This is a genomic window from Clostridium lundense DSM 17049, assembly GCF_000619945.1.
GTDB lineage: Bacteria > Bacillota > Clostridia > Clostridiales > Clostridiaceae > Clostridium_AO > Clostridium_AO lundense.
In genome coordinates this window covers 1-19239 of record NZ_JHVC01000003.1, presented here as the reverse complement: position 1 = coordinate 19239, position 19239 = coordinate 1, and the positions used below count along the sequence as shown (strand labels likewise).

The 19239-nt window shown below is 29.9% G+C and carries 17 protein-coding genes and 1 pseudogene; 11 read left to right on the top strand and 7 right to left on the bottom strand.

Annotated elements, in window-relative coordinates; all coding sequences use genetic code 11:
• The first annotated feature begins 7 nt into the window (after nt 1-7).
• Both corA and trhA read left to right on the top strand, forming a co-directional pair.
• Nucleotides 8-1072, top strand: a complete 1065-nt coding sequence (corA, locus tag T514_RS0106120; protein WP_027623973.1) for a magnesium/cobalt transporter CorA — start codon at nt 8-10, stop codon at nt 1070-1072.
• 133 nt (nt 1073-1205) lie between these two features.
• Complete coding sequence (gene trhA / locus T514_RS0106115; RefSeq protein ID WP_027623972.1) at nt 1206-1844, top strand: PAQR family membrane homeostasis protein TrhA; 639 nt, start codon at nt 1206-1208, stop codon at nt 1842-1844.
• A 113-nt stretch (nt 1845-1957) separates the two neighbouring features.
• On the opposite strand, the gene T514_RS0106110 is transcribed toward trhA, so the two are convergent.
• The gene (locus T514_RS0106110) at nt 1958-3292 is read right to left on the bottom strand and encodes a YjiH family protein (protein WP_034868334.1); all 1335 of its coding nucleotides are present in this window, start codon (nt 3290-3292) and stop codon (nt 1958-1960) included.
• Nucleotides 3293-3640: 348 nt separating this feature from the next.
• Here T514_RS0106110 and dptF point away from each other — a divergent pair, with 348 nt between their 5' ends.
• On the top strand, nt 3641-5461 hold the full coding sequence (gene dptF, locus T514_RS23975) for a DNA phosphorothioation-dependent restriction protein DptF (protein ID WP_051541845.1): 1821 nt from the start codon (nt 3641-3643) through the stop codon (nt 5459-5461).
• Between the two features lie 98 nt (nt 5462-5559).
• Here the strand turns inward: dptF and T514_RS0106100 are convergent, their stop codons facing one another.
• Nucleotides 5560-5889, bottom strand: a complete 330-nt coding sequence (locus tag T514_RS0106100) for a DHCW motif cupin fold protein (protein WP_027623970.1) — start codon at nt 5887-5889, stop codon at nt 5560-5562.
• A 591-nt stretch (nt 5890-6480) separates the two neighbouring features.
• Here T514_RS0106100 and T514_RS0106095 point away from each other — a divergent pair.
• The 4 genes from T514_RS0106095 (at nt 6481) to T514_RS25585 (ending at nt 10386) form a co-directional block, all read left to right on the top strand.
• The gene (locus T514_RS0106095; RefSeq protein ID WP_027623969.1) at nt 6481-7653 is read left to right on the top strand and encodes an HNH endonuclease domain-containing protein; all 1173 of its coding nucleotides are present in this window, start codon (nt 6481-6483) and stop codon (nt 7651-7653) included.
• Nucleotides 7654-7666: 13 nt separating this feature from the next.
• The gene (locus tag T514_RS0106090; RefSeq protein WP_027623968.1) at nt 7667-8824 is read left to right on the top strand and encodes a hypothetical protein; all 1158 of its coding nucleotides are present in this window, start codon (nt 7667-7669) and stop codon (nt 8822-8824) included.
• A 367-nt stretch (nt 8825-9191) separates the two neighbouring features.
• Nucleotides 9192-9818, top strand: coding sequence for an RNA-dependent RNA polymerase family protein (locus T514_RS25590; RefSeq protein ID WP_051541844.1), 627 nt, complete (start codon nt 9192-9194; stop codon nt 9816-9818).
• A gap of 64 nt (nt 9819-9882) precedes the next feature.
• Nucleotides 9883-10386 carry a reverse transcriptase domain-containing protein gene (locus T514_RS25585; protein WP_084284378.1) on the top strand — a complete coding sequence of 168 codons (504 nt, stop codon included), beginning with the start codon at nt 9883-9885 and terminating at the stop codon, nt 10384-10386.
• A gap of 137 nt (nt 10387-10523) precedes the next feature.
• Here T514_RS25585 and T514_RS0106080 read toward each other — a convergent pair whose 3' ends face one another.
• Nucleotides 10524-10790 carry a hypothetical protein gene (locus tag T514_RS0106080; RefSeq protein ID WP_027623967.1) on the bottom strand — a complete coding sequence of 89 codons (267 nt, stop codon included), beginning with the start codon at nt 10788-10790 and terminating at the stop codon, nt 10524-10526.
• Between the two features lie 146 nt (nt 10791-10936).
• On the opposite strand from T514_RS0106080, the gene T514_RS0106075 reads away from it, so the two are divergent.
• Together T514_RS0106075 and T514_RS0106070 are read left to right on the top strand one after the other, a co-directional pair.
• Entirely contained in the window at nt 10937-11299 is a 363-nt protein-coding gene (locus T514_RS0106075) for a VOC family protein (protein WP_027623966.1), read from the top strand.
• 69 nt (nt 11300-11368) lie between these two features.
• Entirely contained in the window at nt 11369-12304 is a 936-nt protein-coding gene (locus T514_RS0106070; protein WP_027623965.1) for an exonuclease domain-containing protein, read from the top strand.
• Between the two features lie 20 nt (nt 12305-12324).
• Here the strand turns inward: T514_RS0106070 and T514_RS0106065 are convergent, their stop codons facing one another.
• Both T514_RS0106065 and T514_RS0106060 read right to left on the bottom strand, forming a co-directional pair.
• The gene (locus T514_RS0106065; RefSeq protein WP_027623964.1) at nt 12325-12978 is read right to left on the bottom strand and encodes a 3-oxoacid CoA-transferase subunit B; all 654 of its coding nucleotides are present in this window, start codon (nt 12976-12978) and stop codon (nt 12325-12327) included.
• 11 nt (nt 12979-12989) lie between these two features.
• A complete protein-coding gene (locus T514_RS0106060) occupies nt 12990-13694 on the bottom strand; it encodes a CoA transferase subunit A (protein ID WP_027623963.1) in 705 nt (234 codons plus the stop codon).
• A gap of 435 nt (nt 13695-14129) precedes the next feature.
• Here T514_RS0106060 and T514_RS26055 point away from each other — a divergent pair, with 435 nt between their 5' ends.
• A complete protein-coding gene (locus T514_RS26055; protein ID WP_084284375.1) occupies nt 14130-16037 on the top strand; it encodes an acyl-CoA dehydrogenase family protein in 1908 nt (635 codons plus the stop codon).
• A 56-nt stretch (nt 16038-16093) separates the two neighbouring features.
• Nucleotides 16094-17293 carry an FprA family A-type flavoprotein gene (locus tag T514_RS0106050; RefSeq protein WP_027623962.1) on the top strand — a complete coding sequence of 400 codons (1200 nt, stop codon included), beginning with the start codon at nt 16094-16096 and terminating at the stop codon, nt 17291-17293.
• A gap of 74 nt (nt 17294-17367) precedes the next feature.
• Here the strand turns inward: T514_RS0106050 and T514_RS0106045 are convergent, their stop codons facing one another.
• The gene (locus T514_RS0106045; RefSeq protein WP_027623961.1) at nt 17368-17697 is read right to left on the bottom strand and encodes a tRNA-binding protein; all 330 of its coding nucleotides are present in this window, start codon (nt 17695-17697) and stop codon (nt 17368-17370) included.
• Between the two features lie 128 nt (nt 17698-17825).
• A pseudogene (locus T514_RS0106040) lies at nt 17826-18552 on the bottom strand (AraC family transcriptional regulator).
• Between the last annotated feature and the right edge of the window lie 687 nt (nt 18553-19239).

Sequence of the window (19239 nt, the reverse complement as noted above, 5' to 3'; positions counted from 1 at the left end):
AGAAGTTATGCCAAAACGAATTAAAAGCCGAAAAAGTAAAATAGGTGCTGCTCCAGGCAGCCTAATACATGTAGGTGAGCATGTAGATAATGATGTGAAAATTGAGCTTATAAGTTATAATGAAGAAAATTTTAATAAGGCTATATATGATGACATAGAAAAATGTCTTTCTTCATGCAATAGTGATACTATAAACTGGATAAATATTGACGGATTGAATCAGGTAGACGTAATTAGTGATATAGGAAAGAGGTTTAAGGTTCATCCTCTTATATTAGAAGATATTTTAAATACGACACAACGCCCTAAAATAGATATAGATAATAATTATATATATATTGTTATTAAAATGCTTTATTATGACAAAGATATAAAAGAAGTTAAATCAGAACAAGTAAGTCTTATAATCCTTAAAAACTATATTTTATCCTTTCAGGAATTTGAAGGAGATGTTTTTGACGACCTTAGAAGAAGACTTGAATATAATAAATCTAATATAAGGGCCAAGGGAACAGATTACCTTGCTTATTCTTTGATAGACTGTATAGTTGATAGTTATTTTAATATTATAGAAAACATAGGTAATTCAATAGATGAAATTGAAGATGTGCTTATGAGTGATCCTAGCAAAGAAATACTTAATGATATTTATAAATTAAAAAGGGAATTGATATTTTTAAGAAATTCTGTATGGCCTCTTAGAGAACTCCTTGGAAAACTTGTGAAATCTGAATATGAGCTTATAGAAGAAAAAACTGTAATGTATTTAAGAGATGTATATGATCATACTATTCAAATTGTGGATATAATAGAAACATATAGAGATATTTTATCTGGAATGTTAGACACATATTTATCTAGCATTAGTAACAAAACAAATGAAGTAATGAAAGTGCTTACTATATTTTCAACTATATTCATTCCTCTTTCATTTTTAACAGGGATATATGGAATGAATTTTGAGTATATACCTGAACTTAAATTTAAATATGGATACTTAATTTTTTGGATGATAACCGTTGCTTGTATACTGGCTATGATTGATTATTTTAGAAGGAAAAAGTGGTTTTAACTCTTTATAATATTATAATAAGATTATGGATTATAATAAAGTTTAAACTTAGTTAATTAAAAGATGTAACAAAGGGATGGGTTAAAGGAATATAAATATAAAAAGGAAATAAATATGAAAGAATGGTGACTATATGGAAAATAATTTTTATACCAAAAAAGAAGAAACAGTAAATGCAATAACCCATGGAATTGGTGCTGGGCTATCCATAGCTGCATTAGTTATTTTAATAGTATTTGCAGCATTAAAAGGAACAGTATGGCATGTAGTGAGCTTTTCTATATATGGAGCTACTTTAGTAATACTTTATTTAGAATCCACACTATACCATAGTCTTAGGGGTGAAAATGTAAAAAAGCTGTTTAGAAAATTTGATCATATGTCTATATTTATATTAATCTCAGGAACATATACTCCTTATTGTTTAACTGTACTTAGAGGAAAACTAGGATGGATAATATTTGGAATAGTATGGGGATGTACAATATTAGGAGTGGTTTTAAAAGCATTTTATACTGGGAAAAAAGAATTTATCTCCACAATGCTATATATAATAATGGGTTGGCTCATAATTATAGCTATAAAGCCATTATATCTCACTATGACCTTTAAAGGGTTTATGTGTTTATTAATAGGAGGAGTAATGTATACAGCAGGAACTTACTTTTTCTCTAAGGATGAAATGCCTTATAATCATGGTATATGGCATCTATTTGTTATAGCAGGAAGCGTACTTCACTTCTTTTCAGTAATGAGTTTACTTTATATATAAATAGAAATTTAAAGTATTAATAAGGGACAGTTAGCAACTTTTAAGCTTTTGAGAAGTATTTTAAAGAAAAGTTGATAACTGTCCTTTGTTTTGTTAAAATGAAAAATTATTTATTATATTAGGAAGAAGTAAACAAATGGTGTTGCTAAAAGCAATGATAAAATAATTCTCTCTGCCCATACAATCAAAAGATCCTTAATAGTAAGAGGAATCTCTGTTGATAAAACACAAGGAATAGAAGCAGAGAAAAAAAGTATTTCAGAAACACAAACTATAGCTACAACTCCTTTAACAGCTGCAGAAGCAGAAGAAACTATGCTGGCTGGAAGAAACATCTCCGCAAGGCTTATTGCTAAGCCCTTGGATAGCAAGGAAGCTTCAGCACCAAATCCTAAAAGTTTTGTAAATGGAAGAAAGATATATCCAATAATATCAAATACAGGGGTAAATTCAGCTAGTACGAGACCGAAAAATCCAATAGACATAAGAGTAGGACCTATTGAAAGAGCAAGACCTATACCATCTGTAAAGTTTCTTTTAACTCCTTCCATTACGCTAGGAGCCATTTCACAGGCTTTAAAACCCTCATTTAAAGCAGTAGAAAATACTTGTCCCTTTTCAACTTTAGGTTCAGGTACAACTTTCATATTATTGTAACCCTTATCTGGTTTTTTTGATAAAGGATAAAGTCTAGTAGTTAGTGCTGTTACAATAAAAGTTATTATAAGAGTACCCCAAAAATATATGTTCCATTTTCCCATTAATCCTAATGTATTAGCTACAACAACCATGAAAGTTGCAGAAACTGTGGAAAATCCAGTTGCTATAATACATGCTTCCTTAGTGGAATAATAGCCTTCCTTATATACTCTATTGGTAATAAGTAATCCTACAGAATAACTGCCTACGAAAGACGCTACTGCATCTACAGCGGAACGACCAGGAGTCTTCCATACAGGACGCATAATAGGCTGCATAAAAACACCAACAAATTCCATAAGCCCATAATTTATCAAAAAGGCTAAAAATACTGCTCCCACAGGAACAAGCATTGTGACAGGAATAACCACTTTATTAAAAACAAAAGGTAGCATTCCTGGAGTTTGTATTCTAGCAGGACCTAGTTTAAACACTGCTATGAAATACACAAGTATTCCTAAAATTTTAAAAATTGAAAAAACTGTAGTGACACCGTCTTTATTCCAGGTTTTTTTAATAAATGGCAATATTGCGCCAAGAATAATTATTAGTCCTGCATAAATTACACCAAAGTGGGGAATCTGACGAATAAATGTAACTATGTGGTCAATTGGTATGGATTTTGATTTACCAATGGTTATTGGTATAAAGAACATAAAGATTCCCAAAAGGTTTAAGAAAATAAATTTAGGCACAGTATAAGGTTTTCTTATGTTTTTGTTCATAGATAATCTTGTGTTGCCGTTCATGGATAACCCCCCCAATTAAATTGTTTTTTTTGTAAACATTATGGAATATTTTACAAGATTTTACTTGTAAAATATTCCCTTATTTAATATTACAGCATTAGATTTTTTTTGTCTACTAGTTTTCAGAAAATGATATAGTGCTATTAATAATTAGTGGTTAAAGCAGCAAGAAATTTAACAACTATTCCTTTTAAATTTTTAATAAATGAGAAATTTGTAGTATATATGCAGTTTAATAATAATTAGTTATGGTAAAATAATAGTAGCAATGTAAATTTGAAGGAAGAAAACATTAATTGTAAAATTAGAAAAAAATACAAGAATAAGCAAGAGGAGTGATATTTATAATTGGAAAGTGATGTTTTTAGTTATTTAGATAAGAATTACAGATATTTAAATAATTATATAAGAGAAATTGATAAAACATTATTTACGTCTCCATATGGTGCTATTGTTAAAGGAAGAACTTTTATTGAAAAATTAACTCAGGAAGTATCCAAGATAGAAGGATATGGATTACTAATTATGATGACACAGGCTGAAAGATTAAAAAAATTAGAAGATGAAGGAGTACTAAATGAAGAAATATATAAACTATTTCAATCAGTTAGAGTCATTGGTAATATAGCAGCACATTCAAAAGTGGAAATTGACTTGGAAGCAGCGCTAAAGATACATAAAAATATTTATAAGATTACATGTTGGTTTGTTGAAACTTATATTGATAATAATTTTAAGGCTGATTCATATAAAAGTCCAATGCCATCAAAAAGTAAAACTTCAGATAGTAATATGAAAATGATAATGAAAATAATGAAAAAAATGGAGAATTCAATAGTAAAAGCAAAATTAGCTGATAAAAATAATGGAAAATCAATGGATAAATTCAGCATAAGTGAAAGAGAAGAATCCAAAGATATTTTTGAAGATCTTATAATTGAAAATATCTTTGATAATAAAGAGTTAGATAAAAAATGTTTAATAGAAGAATTATCTAGATTAAAAGAATCTGTTGAAGGGTTAGAGGAATTTACTCCCTTTAAAAGATACATGCATATTGAAAGACAAGATGAAAAAGAATTAGGAGAGTTAATACTTAAAGCAAATGAATCTAATAGAGCTCAATTAATTTTAGTTTGTGGTACTGTTGGAGATGATAAAGCACATATCATATCTTATTTTAATAATAAGTATCCAAATATTATGAAAAATTTTACTATCCACAATGATGCTACAGAAAGCTTAGAGCCAAATAAAACATCAATGGATACCTTAAATGAAGTTTTACATAATTTCAGTGATGAAAAGATTAATAAAAGTAAAGAAAAGTTTATATTAGCTATTAATTTAGGAACATTAAATAACTTTATAGATTCTCAATATGGAGAAAAATTTTCTGTTTTAAAGAAATATATTCAGGATAAAAAAATTCTAGACACTGGTAGTGAGAATAGTAGTTTTGACGAAAGTAGTTCATTTCAATTTATAAAGTTCAGCTATTATCATATATTAACATTAAAGCATGGTGAGGTTCACTCAAATTATATAAAATCTTTAATAACAAAAATTATAGATTCATCTGAATTTAATATTTTCTATAATTCATATAAAAAGAATTGTACTGAATGTAATAATTGTAATTGTTGCCCTATTAAAGCTAACTATGAGTTATTAGCCAATGAAAAAGTACAAGAATCAATAGTAGATTTGTTGGTTCAATGTATTATTAAGAAGAAAATAATAATTTCAACAAGAGCATTAATAAACTTTATGTATGAAGTAATAGTGCCAAGATCATATATTGATGTTAACTCCCAAATGTTTAAAAATAATATTTCTAAGCTTAATAACTTAGATTATGTAAAATCACTTATGCCTAATATGATTTTTGATCATAAAGAAGTATCATTTATATTTGAAGCGTTAAATAGTTTAGATCCTTTAAATGTTACAAATCAAAAGGTAGATGATTTTATAATAGAGTTTAATAATTCTAAAGATATATTATCTTACTTTAATAAGTATATTGATTATCCTAAAAATTACATTGATAAGATTAATAATATAAATTTTCAAGAAACCGAAGATAAAAATATAAGACAGGAACTATTAAAATTATTTATAAGAAGTTATTATATTTGTGGAAAAGAAAATATGTTTTCTTTTTAGTTCTAGGACTATTGAATTTAAGTTAAATAAACTTAATTAAAAAAAAGTGCTAATCTTGTGAGGATTAAGCACTTTTTTGGATTGTTTTAATTTTAAAATTAGTCCACTATAAATAGTTTAGCACCTTTTTCTGTTTGTGAACGGTGTGGACTAACGTCATTCGATACTTGATAGCTTGTCCCTGGTGTTAGAACAAATTTTCTGCCATCCTCAAGTTCAGTAACTAATTCTCCTTCCAAAACAAGAAGAACGTGTCCACGTTTACACCAATGATCTGCTAAGTACCCAGGGGTATACTCTACCATACGAACTCGTATATTACCCATTTCAAAAGTACGCCAATAGGCTTCTCCTGTTACACCTGGATGTCTTGTTGGTGTGATTGTACTCCAATCAATTGTGCCAAATGGAACGTCCTGAATAATCATATGCTATTGTCCCCCTTATATTTATTTTATTTATTTTATTTATATAACAATCATAACATATTTAATATATTTATCAACCAATGTTTTCCTAAAAATATAAATAGTTCTATTTTTAAATGCCGTACTATTCAATTTTTAGAACATTATTTTTCTGTATTCGGGATTTTCTATATTATTTTGTTCCAAAATTTAAAAGTATAGGGAAGAGAAGCATATGAAATTAAGAAAGAAAAGGCTATTAATTATTCTATTATAGTATCTTAATTTAACTTTTTAGTTTAAAGTATATAACTAAATTTGTAAATATGGTATTTTTATTGAAGCGAGCTAAATAACGGAATTAAATATGTGCAGTTTTGTGAAATATAAGAAGGATTTAATGTAATTAAAAGAAGGAATTTTAATATATTACAAGAACATATAAATTACAACAAATTTTAAAAAGTTTTATTAAGAATAAAAGTATACTTTTTATAAAATGGATTTACAAGCTATTTAAAGCATATAGAAGAAAATAAACTAGATGTGAAACTAGAAGATTTAAGAAGAAAGTGGTAGCATCATAGGATTGGCAGGTGCAAATAGTAAAATATGAATAATACAATTCAAACTCTAAACAGTGATATATCTTTTAAAGAAACAGAAACAGAAACAGGAACACTACCTGTTAGCAATAAGGTTGATTCAAAAACTTTTTCTAGACTACTTGATGATGAAAGAGTTGTAGCCAGCTATAAAATGTATTGGTTGCTTGGAATATTGGAAGAAGTAAGTTTAGGAAATACTATAATAGAATTTAATAGTCTAATAGCTAGAATGATAGTTGGAGCTTGGTACCCTACTATGCAATATAAATTAAGTTTTGGAATGTTTGATAACTTAAAAACTCCTATACATTATGTTGCTGCAAAGTATGGATTCCCTTCAAATTGTAATGAGGGAGAACTTCTAAAATTTTTGTGTGAAAATGAAGATGAGGAGTTGAAAAAGATGATTAAGAATTTAACATCAAATGTTCCGTATAGACTCCTATCACCATTTTTTTCAGAGCAACTTAGAGGGAAAAAAGATGGTTGTAAAGATAAGTTAATTGCAGAGCTATCTTTAAATAGCGATAATTGCCTTTATAAAATTGTAAAAGGAGATAAGAATAAAATTATTTTAAATAAGGGATGGGCTGATTACCTTAATGACAATTATAGGGTGATAAAGTCATGGATATATTATAAGTTGGTATGTTTTCTTCAAAAAAGAAATAGAAATGTACCTGCTATAGCCTTTAAACTTGAAGCACCTAAAATGAGGAATCTAACCACAGCTACAAGGCTTTGGAAGGAGATTATTGATGTGAAAAATATTAAGGACATATATACAGGAAAAGCTTTTACTGATGTAAATTATTCTAATTATGGAGTGCTTAGTATTGATCACTTTATTCCGTGGAGCTTTGTACTTCATGATGAGATGTGGAATCTTGTTCCTACTTTCAAGAATATAAACAGTTCTAAAAGTGATAAGTTGCTTAATTATAATAGATATATTGATAGCTTTTGTGATATGCAGTATGAAGCAGTTACTTATATTTCAGAAAAAGGTAAGGAAAAAGCCCTAGAAAGCTATATTGATGCTCTAAAGATAGAGAGGTTTAAAGAATATTTAAAGTATAAGCCTAAAGAAGCTTTTATTGAGAGATTAAAGCAATGTATTTCACCACTTTATCAGATAGCTGAAAATCAAGGATTCCAGGTAATTGATAGGATTTGAGAGGGGGGACAGAATGATAGTTGCTAAAGATATTACAAATAGTGTTCCTACATCAGTTTGGATAGCAACATTAATAAAAACATATGAAAATTTTGTTTTTAAAGGAAAAAGTGATTATTGGATAAGTCAAAAAGATATACAAGAAATTGCTAAATTATTATGCCCTAAGAATATAGATAATGCTAGAATCAGTCAATGGTGTAATGGAGATCATCCTAATAACACATATAATTATTTGAGATCTAAAGGAAAACTTAGAAGGATTACAAAAATAGGTGAGTTTTCAAACTATAAAGAGCAACCAAGAGAACTTCCAATTAATGAATTAATTTTTCAAAATAGTAATGTTAAACTAATAAATCTTATTGAATGGTATGAAAATGTATACTGTAAAATTGAGTTTTACGATTGTAAAAATATAAAAAATGAGAATGATGATAAAAATTTAAAATATAGTATTGTAGAAAAAGAAAAGAATAAACAAAGCGCTTATAAAATTAACTGCCATGAAAGGTTAATAAATGAAGATTTATGTATATCAAAAGACATAAGCATACGTGCTGAAGCATTAACAAAGGTAGCATGGGAAATTTTTAGTAAAAAAGTTGGTAATGGATTAATTTCAATAAATAAAGAAGCATCTATGCAACTTCAATATTCATATATTTTAAAGCATATGTCTCCACTAATAATATTTGAAGATGATGAAAATATAGAAATTGAACTAGAAACTACAGTAAATGATGGCATTAGTAATAGAGAAGTAGATATTATGGTTATCGTTAGCAAAGGTGATGAAATATATAAAATAGCTTTAGAATTAAAATGTTATAGAACTAAAGCATCATCTGGAGGAAACCGTGGAGCAACAGATATTTTTATGAAGGATGTATACCAAGATATACAGCTACTAGAATGTTATTGTGAAAATAAACAAGCTAATATTGGAATAATGTTAGTTATGAATGATCATAAAAATTTTGTGCATCCACTAAATAAGAATGGTAAGTGTTGGAATTACGATATTTCTCAAGGTACTAAAGTAGGTAATGTACATAAAACTACTCCAATTGGTGGAAAAGCAATAGATATTACTTTGAAAAATGAATATCAATTTAACTGGGAAGGTATAGGGGAGTTTTGGTTTTTATTTTTAATGCCTAATGTTTAGAAGTATGATATCTAAATATTGAAAAAGGTTTAAATATCATACAGTAAAAGTATAAAGTTGTAGGGTAGAAGGATTGTTGTCAACTCTTGTAAGAAATTATTTACTAATTCTTTCACAGTTGAAGTTAGTTTAATTAGATAGATTATGAATATTAAACTGATGATTAATTCTGTTAAACTCCTTTCCTTATTATCTATTATAACATAGATATATATTGAACGTAGATTGGATAGCTGGGTCAATGAAGAAGATGTAAAACAGAATAACTTACTTTAGTAAGTAAATAGAATACCAAGTTGGGTAATACCTATCAGTAAGGAGATGCTATCCCTCGCGCTGATAGGTATTATGCTTTAGAGGAGATTTTATGACAATTGACGAATGGAAAGAAAAGAATAAATATGCTAAAGGGTATGCTCATTTTGATAATAAAGTTTCATTAAAACAAATTTTTAAGTATATAAGCAATCCTAATAATGTAAAAAAACATGGCTTTTACCCATTTATTCATTATACACAGAAGTTTAATAAATACAGGCATGGTAAAATACAATCGAAAAAAAGAGAACTTTGTTATTCGGCTCATATTGATAGATATATATATTCATACTATGGTTATATGATAAACGAATACTATAATAAACGAGTTATTGAAGATAAAATTAACAAAGTTGCAATTGCATATCGTAATAATTTAAAAAGGAACAATATTCATTTTGCAAAGGAAGCTATAGATTTTATTAGAAAACTAGAGAATTGTTATATTATAGTAGGAGATTTTACGAATTTTTTTGATAATTTAGATCATAATTATCTTAAAAGTAGACTATGTGATTTGTTACATGTTAAGAGGCTTCCAGATGATTATTATGCAGTATATAAAAATATTATAAAATACTCAAAATTGGAACTTAGAGATATACTAGAATATTATAGTTTAAAAGATAGTGTAAAAGCAATTAGAACATTAAATGAAAGTTCTTTTTACAATTGAAGAATTTAAAAGAATAAAAAGGCAAGATTGAAGTAAGCCTAAAAAAAATCCTAACCTCTATGGTATTCCACAGGGTTCTGCAATTAGTGCAGTTTTATCTAATGTTTATATGTTAGAAGATGATAAAAAAATAATGGATATTGTTAATGTTTGGAATGGACTATATATGAGATATAGTGATGATATTATTATTATTTTGCCTAAAGTAACAAATGATTTTTTTATTGAGCAATTTAAAGCCATAAATAATATATTAAAATCTATACCAGGATTGAAATTACAAGGAGAAAAAACACAAATATACAAATATTTCAAAACTGAATTAGCTAGCTGTAATGAACTAGTAATGGAGAAAGTTCCAAATGGTCAAAACAGAATTAATTATTTAGGTTTTACATTTGATGGAAAGAAAATTACGATTAGGGATAAAACTATTACTAAATATTATTATCATATGTATAGAAAGCTTAAGACAATTATAAAACACAAAGGAATTACTAAAAATGGTAACCGCATAAGTGCTAAAAATGTAAAACCAGTAACACTTCCATCCTCTCTACATAACTGAAGAAAAGGCAAGGATTAATTTTAAAGGCAGTTTAGATTATTATATTAACTGGCTAATTTGTAGAGATAATGCATCAAAGGTTAGTAGATATATAAAAAACCAGAGAAATCTGGTTTATACTTTCAGTTTGGTTTTCCTTAGAATAACACAAAACTTGAAAGGTATAAAGAAATAATAATATGCTTTCTTTTATTTTCATCTTGCTCTATAGTTAGCCAATTATAAAATTTATCTGATACCAAAAAAAGAGTAGCTAATATAAAATTTCCTGCACTAAACAGTTTTAATGTTATATCAATACCAAACACTATAAGACATATAGGAAGTACAATTAAATCTATTCCTATAATGCCAATCCTTCTTTTATATACAACATTCATAATATCACATTGCATAATGAACATATAGTAGCAATTAAAACAATAGGGGACTGACCCCTGTAAAAATATAACATATACACAGGTAGTGTAGAATGTGTTGTTGATGATAGAGTATAATGTTGTTATGGGATTAATTTTTAAGAATTTATAGAACATGGAGGAATTAGAGAATGAAATTTTGCTGGAGTACATTAATGGTTAAAAATATGGAGGAATCTTTAAAGTTTTATATGGATATAGTTGGGCTTAAAGTGGACAGAAGATTTAAAGCAGGGCCAGGGGTAGAAATTGTATTTTTAGGGGATGGAGAAACAAAGATAGAGCTTATATGCAATGAAGCTTCTAATGAAGTAAATTTTGGCAAAGATATTTCACTAGGATTTGAAGTGAATTCATTGGATGAAACAATGGCTTTAGTTAAAGAAAAGGGCATAGACATTCACAGTGGACCATTTCAGCCTAATCCACACACTAAGTTTTTCTATGTATTAGATCCAAATGGGTTAAAAATCCAGTTTGTAGAGAATATATAATAATAAGCTCATTTGGCAAGGTAAGAAGCATTTTTCTCATTGCCTTTAATGTTATTATGGAGGAATAAAATGAATTTTATAGCTATAGATTTTGAAACTGCAAATGAAAAAAGAAATAGTCCATGCTCAATTGGTATTGCTGTTGTGAAGGATGGACATGTTGTAGAAAGGATATATCATTTAATAAGACCTAAGGAAATGAGATTTATGCCAATTAATATTGGAATTCATGGAATAAGACCAGCTATGGTTAAGAATGAAGAAGAGTTTGATAAAGTATGGGAGAAGATTAAGCATTATTTCCATGGAAATTTAGTAATAGCTCACAATGCTTCTTTTGATATATCAGTTTTAAGGAGAACCTCAGAACTTTATGGTATAGAGCTACCTGATTTTAAGTATATTTGTACAATGAAACTTGCTAGGAACTTTTATAAAGGAATTGAAAATGCAAAATTAAATACAGTAAATGATTTTTTGGGATATGAGTTTAAGCACCATGATGCACTATATGATGCCCTTGCCTGTAGTAACATATTGGTTAATATAGGAGCAGAATTAAAGTGTGATGATATTAATGAAATTTCTAAATTAGTAGGGGTAACTATTGGAACTGTAGATAATAATGGATATAAACCATCACAGACTAAAGGAAGGATAATGAAAACATCTAATAGAATTTATGTTCCTAAAAAAAGAAGTGTATTTGAAAGATTAAAAGAGGATGAGTTTAAAAATGAAGTGGTGGTATTTACCGGAAGGTTAAGCTCTATGTCAAGAGATGAAGCTATGAGATTAGTTGAGAGATTTGGAGGAACCACGGGAAGTTCCGTTACGAAAAAGACAACAATTTTAGTGACTAATATGAAAGATATAAAAGATTTACATAGAGAAGAAATGAGTAATAAGCTTAAAAAAGCAGTGGATTTAAATGCAAAAGGACAGGGTATAAAGTTTTTAAATGAAGAGGAATTTTTGAAAACAAAAGCTTCAGGTGAAAAATAATTCATCTGAAGCTTTTAAATTTATATTTCCATTTCCTTAACATCATCAGCTATTAGTAAATCAGCCTCAGTGGCCTTTACTACTTCATCAACAGTTACACCTGGTGCCACTTCCATTAATACTAATCCTTTATTTGTAACCTTCATAACTGCTTTATCAGTAATTATAAGATTAACGCACTTTTTAGCTGATAAAGGTAATGTGCATTTCTTTAGCACCTTTGGATTACCTTTTTTATCACTATGACTTAAAGCAGCTATTACATATTTTGCTCCTGCTAAGAGGTCCATTGCACCGCCCATACCTGGTGCAAAAATACCCGGTATATTCCAGTTTGCAATATCTCCTTCTTGATCCACTTCTAAAGCGCCTAGTACAGTTATATCAACATGTCCGCCCCTTATTATTGCAAAAGATAGATCTGTTTCAAATGTTGATGCTCCTGGCAATAAAGTAATTGGAGCTCCACCAGAGTTAGCTAAGTCAGGATCAGCTTCACCTATGCTTGGAGTTGCACCAAACTTTAATGCACCATTTTCACATTGTAGTATTATTTCCATTCCTTCTGGTAAATAGTTTGCAGCCATATTGGGTATACCAAATCCTAAATTAGCAACCATTCCCTCTTTAAACTCTTTGGCGATTCTTCTTGCAATTATTTCTTTACTATTCATTATTTCTCCCCCTATTTCATTGTCCATAAATCTTCAAAATATTTTTTTCTCTCTTCAAAAGAGTCTCCTTGAACTATTATATCTACCAATATTCCTGGCGTTCCAACACTATCAGGTGAAATTTCACCTACTTCTACAATTTCATCTACTTCAGCTATAACTAAATCAGCTGCAAGTGCCATAATTGTATTTGTTCCTTTAGTTGTTCCTCTATATACGATGTTCCCAAGTTTATCAGCTTTATACCCCTTGATTAGTGCAACATCTGCCTTTATTGGTGGAAATACTAAATATTCCTTTCCATCTATAGTAAGTTTATCTCTTCCTTTTTCAATTTCAGTTCCAATACCAGTTGGAGTTATAACTGCACCAAGTCCAGCCCCTCCAGCTCTTATACATTCTACTACAGTTCCCATAGGTATAAATTCAACTTCTAATGTACCTGCATTGTATTGTTCTTGTATTTCAGGACAAGTTCCAATATGTGAACCTATAAACTTTTTTATTTGTTTATTTGCTACAAGCTTGCCAATATCGTGAGTTTGTCCTGGGTGAGCTGATACAGGTTGAATAAGTGTAAGGTCTTTAACATTTGTCTCTGCTAATGCATCTATCATCTTTAATGGAGCACCTACTCCTAAAAAACCTGATGTCATAATTTTCATTCCATCTTTAATATTTTCTACTGCTTCTTGTATTGTCTTAATCTTTGTCATTTCTCTATACACCTCCAAAATTTTATAATCTAACAAAGACTATTTGTTTTGAAACAATCTTCCTATCTTAGGAATTTAATTCTTACATTATTACTATTCCTATTTGATAATTATTGTTCCTATATAATAATAATTGTTACTATATAATAGTTATTATAACACATTTATCCAAATATTAGAAATATACTATATAAAGAGCTTTTTATAAAATACTCATAAATATATAAAAGCTGTTCTAACATTAGGAAGATTGAACTCTGTTTATGAATTTAAGAATCACTTGGTAAATTATTGTTATAAAAAGATTAAATTGGGGTTGAAAATTATACCTTTTAGGTATACAATAAAGGCAAGTAATATAATATACTATTTTGGTATAGTTTTAAAATATGTTTGGTAAATTGAAATATATTAGTTTTAAGTGGAGGTGTATTTATGTTTTTTAAGACTACAGAACAACATGAAAACTTGAGGGAAAAAATAAGAGAGCTTGCTGAAGAGGAAGTTAAACCTATTGCATTTATGTTGGATCAGGAAAATAAGTTTCCTTGGGAAGCGGTTCATAAGTTAGCAGACATGGGTATGATGGGAATTCCATATGCAAAAGAATACGGTGGAGCAGGGCTGGATGTAATCAGCTATGCTATCGCCGTTGAAGAGTTATCAAGAGTTGATGGTGGTACAGGCGTAATTCTTTCTGCTCATACATCTTTAGGGGCATACCCAATTGCTGCCTATGGAACAGAGGAGCAGAAGCAAAAATACTTGGTTCCACTTGCAAAGGGAGAAAAGCTTGGAGCATTTGGACTTACTGAGGAAAATGCTGGTAGTGATGCTGGTGGTACGGAAACCACTGCTGTGTTAGAAGGAGACTATTATATTTTAAATGGTGAAAAGATTTTTATTACCAATGCAGGTGAGGCTGACGTTTATATTATTTTTGCAGTTACTACGCCAGATATAGGTACTCGTGGTATTAGTGCATTTATTGTGGAGAAGGGCTGGGAAGGTTTTAGTTTTGGCAAACATTATGACAAGATGGGCATTCGTTCTTCCGCCACTGGAGAGCTGATTTTCAATGACGTAAAAGTCCCTAAGGAAAATTTATTAGGTAAAGAGGGGGATGGCTTTAAGATTGCTATGGCTACATTAGATGGTGGCCGTATTGGTATAGCAGCTCAGGCTCTTGGTATTGCTCAGGGTGCTTATGAACATGCACTGGAGTATTCAAAAGAAAGAATTCAGTTTGGAAAACCTATTTGCCAGCAACAGATCGTTGCATTTAAGTTAGCTGACATGGCTACAAAACTTAGAGCAGCAAGATTACTTGTTTATAGTGCCGCAGAGCTTAAGGAAAATCATGAACGCTACAGTATGGAAGCTGCTATGGCAAAACAATATGCTTCAGATGTTTGTCTTGAGATTGTCAACGATGCTCTTCAAATATTTGGTGGAAGCGGCTATATGAAAGGTATGGAAGTTGAGCGTGCTTATAGAGATGCTAAGATTTGTACAATATATGAAGGAACTAATGAAATTCAGCGTCTAGTTATATCTTCTAGCATCATAGGCAAAATGCCGAAGAACAATGCTATTGGTAGAAGTTCTAAATCTGAACCTGCTACAGGCTATCGTAAAAAAGTGATTTTCAAGGAAGGAACTGCTGAAGAAAGAGTTAATGCTCTTGTAAAAGCTCTTAAAGAAGATGGGTATGATTTCACAGTAGGAATTCCTTTAGACACTCCTATTAGCAAAGCTGAAAGAGTAGTCAGTGCAGGGCTAGGTATAGGGGAAAAAGAAAATATGAAGCTTATAGAAGACTTAGCAGTTCAAGCTGGTGCAGCTATAGGTTCTTCTCGTCCAGTAGCTGAAACCCTTAGATATGTACCACTAAATCGTTATGTGGGTATGTCTGGACAAAAGTTTAAAGGAAATCTTTATATTGCTTGTGGTATTTCAGGTGCAGGTCAACATTTGAAAGGTATAAAAGATGCTTCTACAATTGTTGCTATTAATATAAATCCTAATGCTAAAATATTTAAAAATGCAGACTATGGTATTGTTGGTGATTTAATGGAGATATTGCCACTACTCACTGCTGCTTTGGATAACGGAGAATCAAAGAAGGAGGCTCCACCAATGAAGAAGATGAAGAGGGCTGTTCCAAAGAAAGTTGCTCCAACTTGGAGATATCATGTATGTAATGGATGTGGTTATGAATATGATCCTAGCGTTGGTGATCCAGAAGGCGAAATAATGCCAGGTACACTTTTTGAAAATCTACCGGAAGAGTGGACTTGTCCAGCTTGTGGCGAAGAAAAAGATATGTTTATAGAAATATGATTTTTATAAGTAATTAAAGATAATAATATGTTTTTAGTGTAAAGGAGGATGGAATTATGAATTGTGTTAGAAATATAACTGAGGATCTTTATTGGGTTGGAGGCAATGATCGCCGTCTAGCTCTCTTTGAAAATATTCACCCTATTGAAAGAGGTGTTTCCTATAACTCTTATCTACTTTTAGATGAGAAAACAGTACTTTTTGATACAGTAGATTGGTCAATTTGTCGTCAGTTCCTTGAAAATATTAAAGGTGTTTTAGGGGACAGAACATTAGATTATATGGTAATAAACCATATGGAACCGGATCATGCAGCTTGCATTGAAGAGATTATTCTTCGTTACCCAGATGTAAAGATTGTATGCACCGAAAAAGCTTCCATGTTCATGAATCAGTTCGGTTTTCATATTCATGGCAAAGTAACAGAAGTTAAAGAAGGGGATACCATGTCCTTTGGAAAGCACAACGTTGTATTTGTGTCTGCTCCAATGGTACATTGGCCAGAAGCTATGGTGACATATGATACTACTGATGGTGTGTTATTCTCCGCTGATGCCTTTGGATCTTTTGGTGCCTTGGATGGTAAGCTATTTAATGATGAAGTGAACTTTGATAGAGATTGGATTGATGAGGCTAGAAGATATTATACAAACATTGTAGGTAAGTATGGCCCTCATGTTCAGGCTCTTTTAAAGAAGGCAAGTACTATAGATATAAAAATTATCTGCCCGCTACATGGACCAGTATGGCGTAATGATTTTGGGTACTTGTTAGATAAGTATGACAAATGGAGTCGTTATGAGCCTGAAGAAAAGGGTGTAATGATTGTTTATGGAACAATGTACGGCAATACAGAGGCTGCTGCTAACGACTTGGCAACAAGATTAGTTAAAAAGGGAATGACTAATGTGGTTATGTATGATGTTTCAAAAACTCACGTTTCTTATTTGATTTCTGAAGCATTTAAATATAGTCATGTGGTTCTTGCTTCCGTAACCTACAACCTAAAGATTTATCCACCAATGCTAAATTATATAATGGACATGAAGGCATTAAATCTTCAAAAACGTACTTTCGCTCTTATAGAAAATGGTTCATGGGCTCCTCAATCCGGCAAATTGATGCGTGAACTTTTAGATGAGATGAAAGAAATGACTATTTTAGAGGATGAAATGTCAGTGAACTCCAGTATGAAAGAAGAGGATGGGGATTCAATGGATTCCCTTGCTGATAGCATTATCCAGTCAATGAAATAATTAAAAAATAATTAAGAGCACATGTGTCTGATCCTGTGAATTAGAGGAGATACATGTGCTTTAGTTTTTATGCATTAACCTAATTTATCACCTATTTTAACAGGCTGTTGTGGTTGGATTAATACTACTCCTTGTGTAGCATAAATTCCTAATATTAATACCTCCGACATAAAATCGGCAATTTGTCTTGGCGGAAAATTTACCACTCCTAAAACTTGCTTACCTATAAGTTCTTCTTTTTTATAACATTCAGTAATCTGGGCACTGGATTTCTTTATACCAATTTCCTCACCAAAATCCACCAATAGTTTATAAGCAGGTTTTTTGGCTTTTTCAAAAAATTCCACTTCAATAATTTCCCCAACTCGTATATCTAATTTCATAAAATCATCAAAAGTAACCATAAAGACATCTTCCTTTCCATTTTACCTCTTAGACTATTAAAAAAATAAAGAACTATTTTAAAATAGCCCTTTAAAATGTTATCTACATACTATTATAGCTTTTTGGATAGATAAGTCTTTTCTAAAATCTAGGTAGTTTTTAGCCTATCTTTTGATTTTTCTTCTAAACTCTGTAGGTGATATTTTTTCTGAATACTTAAATACTCTAGTAAATGATGAATTGTGTTCATAACCCACCATTTGAGAAATTTGTAAAATTGTTAAGTTTGTATTTAAAAGGAGTTCTTTGGATTTTTTCACTCTTAGATTTTGTATATATTCAACAGGGGAGATTTTCATTTTATTTTTAAACCATTCACTATAATAACTGATATTGTAATGCTCAATAGCTGCTAATTTCTTTAAATCTATATCTTCTGTAAAATGTTCATTAATATATTTTATAGAATCAGGCATACTTCCATCCGCAATAAAATGATAACAGTAGAGGAATAAGTCATTAATGGAACTAGAACTTTTTTTATTATCAGCTTCATTTAACAATAAATATCTTATAGCTTTCCACTTATCATCAAATAAAACTTCTCTTCCACCCACCATATTTTCCATATCATATTTATTAAGCATATTATCAGATATATCTAAAACCAAGAATTCATTACTCTTATCAGCACTAAAGGTGTGTTCACAATCTGGAGGAAGAAAGAATAAGTGCTCATCTTTTAGTGTTAGTTTTTTATAATTAGTTTCTATATAAAGCATCCCATGAATGGGTAAAATTAATTGAGCATATGAATGAGCATGTGTATTAAGTTTATAATCATATGTTCTACGTTCACATTTTATACTATTCAAAAATATTAACCTCTTCCTTTTTATATACTATAATTGTAAATTGACGTAATAAACTTATTATAACATAAATTTATTATTCTCTATTAAAAAGTCTACGCTATATATGATGATTGCTACCATGAAATATTAAATGAAAAAGAGGAAAAATATATTGTTATAAATCATATTTTAAATTGGCTTGAAAGTAGATAATTAAGAGTTGAGAGTGAATAAAAATTTTACTAAGGAGTTTTACTCCTTAGAAGTCGTTATCCTTTAGTGGAAATCGTTATCCAGGGACGTAGCCGCTATTTACTCGCACTTTGAAGAAAAGCAGAGAACCCAAATCTTTGATTTGGTGTGAATCGCTTTCACAGAGTGCGATGGGAGTATTAGAGCGTGTAGTCATCGGATAAATGGCAGATTATTAATTTTCCCAAGTGAATTGCAAAATGAAAGTGGATCAAGGTTAATCATATCAGTGGTTTGCATAGGGTTTTCTATTGAAAATTATATTTTATAAAGTCACCTGGTAAATTTTCTAGCAAACCTTGAGTTCCCAATGGTTTTATGCTATTGTTAATTTTAAGGAATGTTGATTTTACAGTGGTTAAACCTTAACATAGGATGTATTTAAATAACTATGGAAGAATGTATATGCACAACAGATAGGGTTAAACCTTAACATAGGATGTATTTAAATTATAT

Excerpts from the sequence above, each read along its gene's own strand:
- corA (WP_027623973.1), top strand. The coding sequence starts at position 8 with ATGCCAAAACGAATTAAAAGCCGAAAAAGTAAAATAGGTGCTGCTCCA.
- trhA (WP_027623972.1), top strand. The coding sequence starts at position 1,206 with ATGGAAAATAATTTTTATACCAAAAAAGAAGAAACAGTAAATGCAATA.
- T514_RS0106110 (WP_034868334.1), bottom strand. The coding sequence starts at position 3,292 with ATGAACGGCAACACAAGATTATCTATGAACAAAAACATAAGAAAACCT.
- T514_RS0106100 (WP_027623970.1), bottom strand. The coding sequence starts at position 5,889 with ATGATTATTCAGGACGTTCCATTTGGCACAATTGATTGGAGTACAATC.
- T514_RS0106095 (WP_027623969.1), top strand. The coding sequence starts at position 6,481 with ATGAATAATACAATTCAAACTCTAAACAGTGATATATCTTTTAAAGAA.
- T514_RS0106090 (WP_027623968.1), top strand. The coding sequence starts at position 7,667 with ATGATAGTTGCTAAAGATATTACAAATAGTGTTCCTACATCAGTTTGG.
- T514_RS25590 (WP_051541844.1), top strand. The coding sequence starts at position 9,192 with ATGACAATTGACGAATGGAAAGAAAAGAATAAATATGCTAAAGGGTAT.
- T514_RS0106080 (WP_027623967.1), bottom strand. The coding sequence starts at position 10,790 with ATGTTCATTATGCAATGTGATATTATGAATGTTGTATATAAAAGAAGG.
- T514_RS0106075 (WP_027623966.1), top strand. The coding sequence starts at position 10,937 with ATGAAATTTTGCTGGAGTACATTAATGGTTAAAAATATGGAGGAATCT.
- T514_RS0106070 (WP_027623965.1), top strand. The coding sequence starts at position 11,369 with ATGAATTTTATAGCTATAGATTTTGAAACTGCAAATGAAAAAAGAAAT.
- T514_RS0106065 (WP_027623964.1), bottom strand. The coding sequence starts at position 12,978 with ATGAATAGTAAAGAAATAATTGCAAGAAGAATCGCCAAAGAGTTTAAA.
- T514_RS0106060 (WP_027623963.1), bottom strand. The coding sequence starts at position 13,694 with ATGACAAAGATTAAGACAATACAAGAAGCAGTAGAAAATATTAAAGAT.
- T514_RS26055 (WP_084284375.1), top strand. The coding sequence starts at position 14,130 with ATGTTTTTTAAGACTACAGAACAACATGAAAACTTGAGGGAAAAAATA.
- T514_RS0106050 (WP_027623962.1), top strand. The coding sequence starts at position 16,094 with ATGAATTGTGTTAGAAATATAACTGAGGATCTTTATTGGGTTGGAGGC.
- T514_RS0106045 (WP_027623961.1), bottom strand. The coding sequence starts at position 17,697 with ATGGTTACTTTTGATGATTTTATGAAATTAGATATACGAGTTGGGGAA.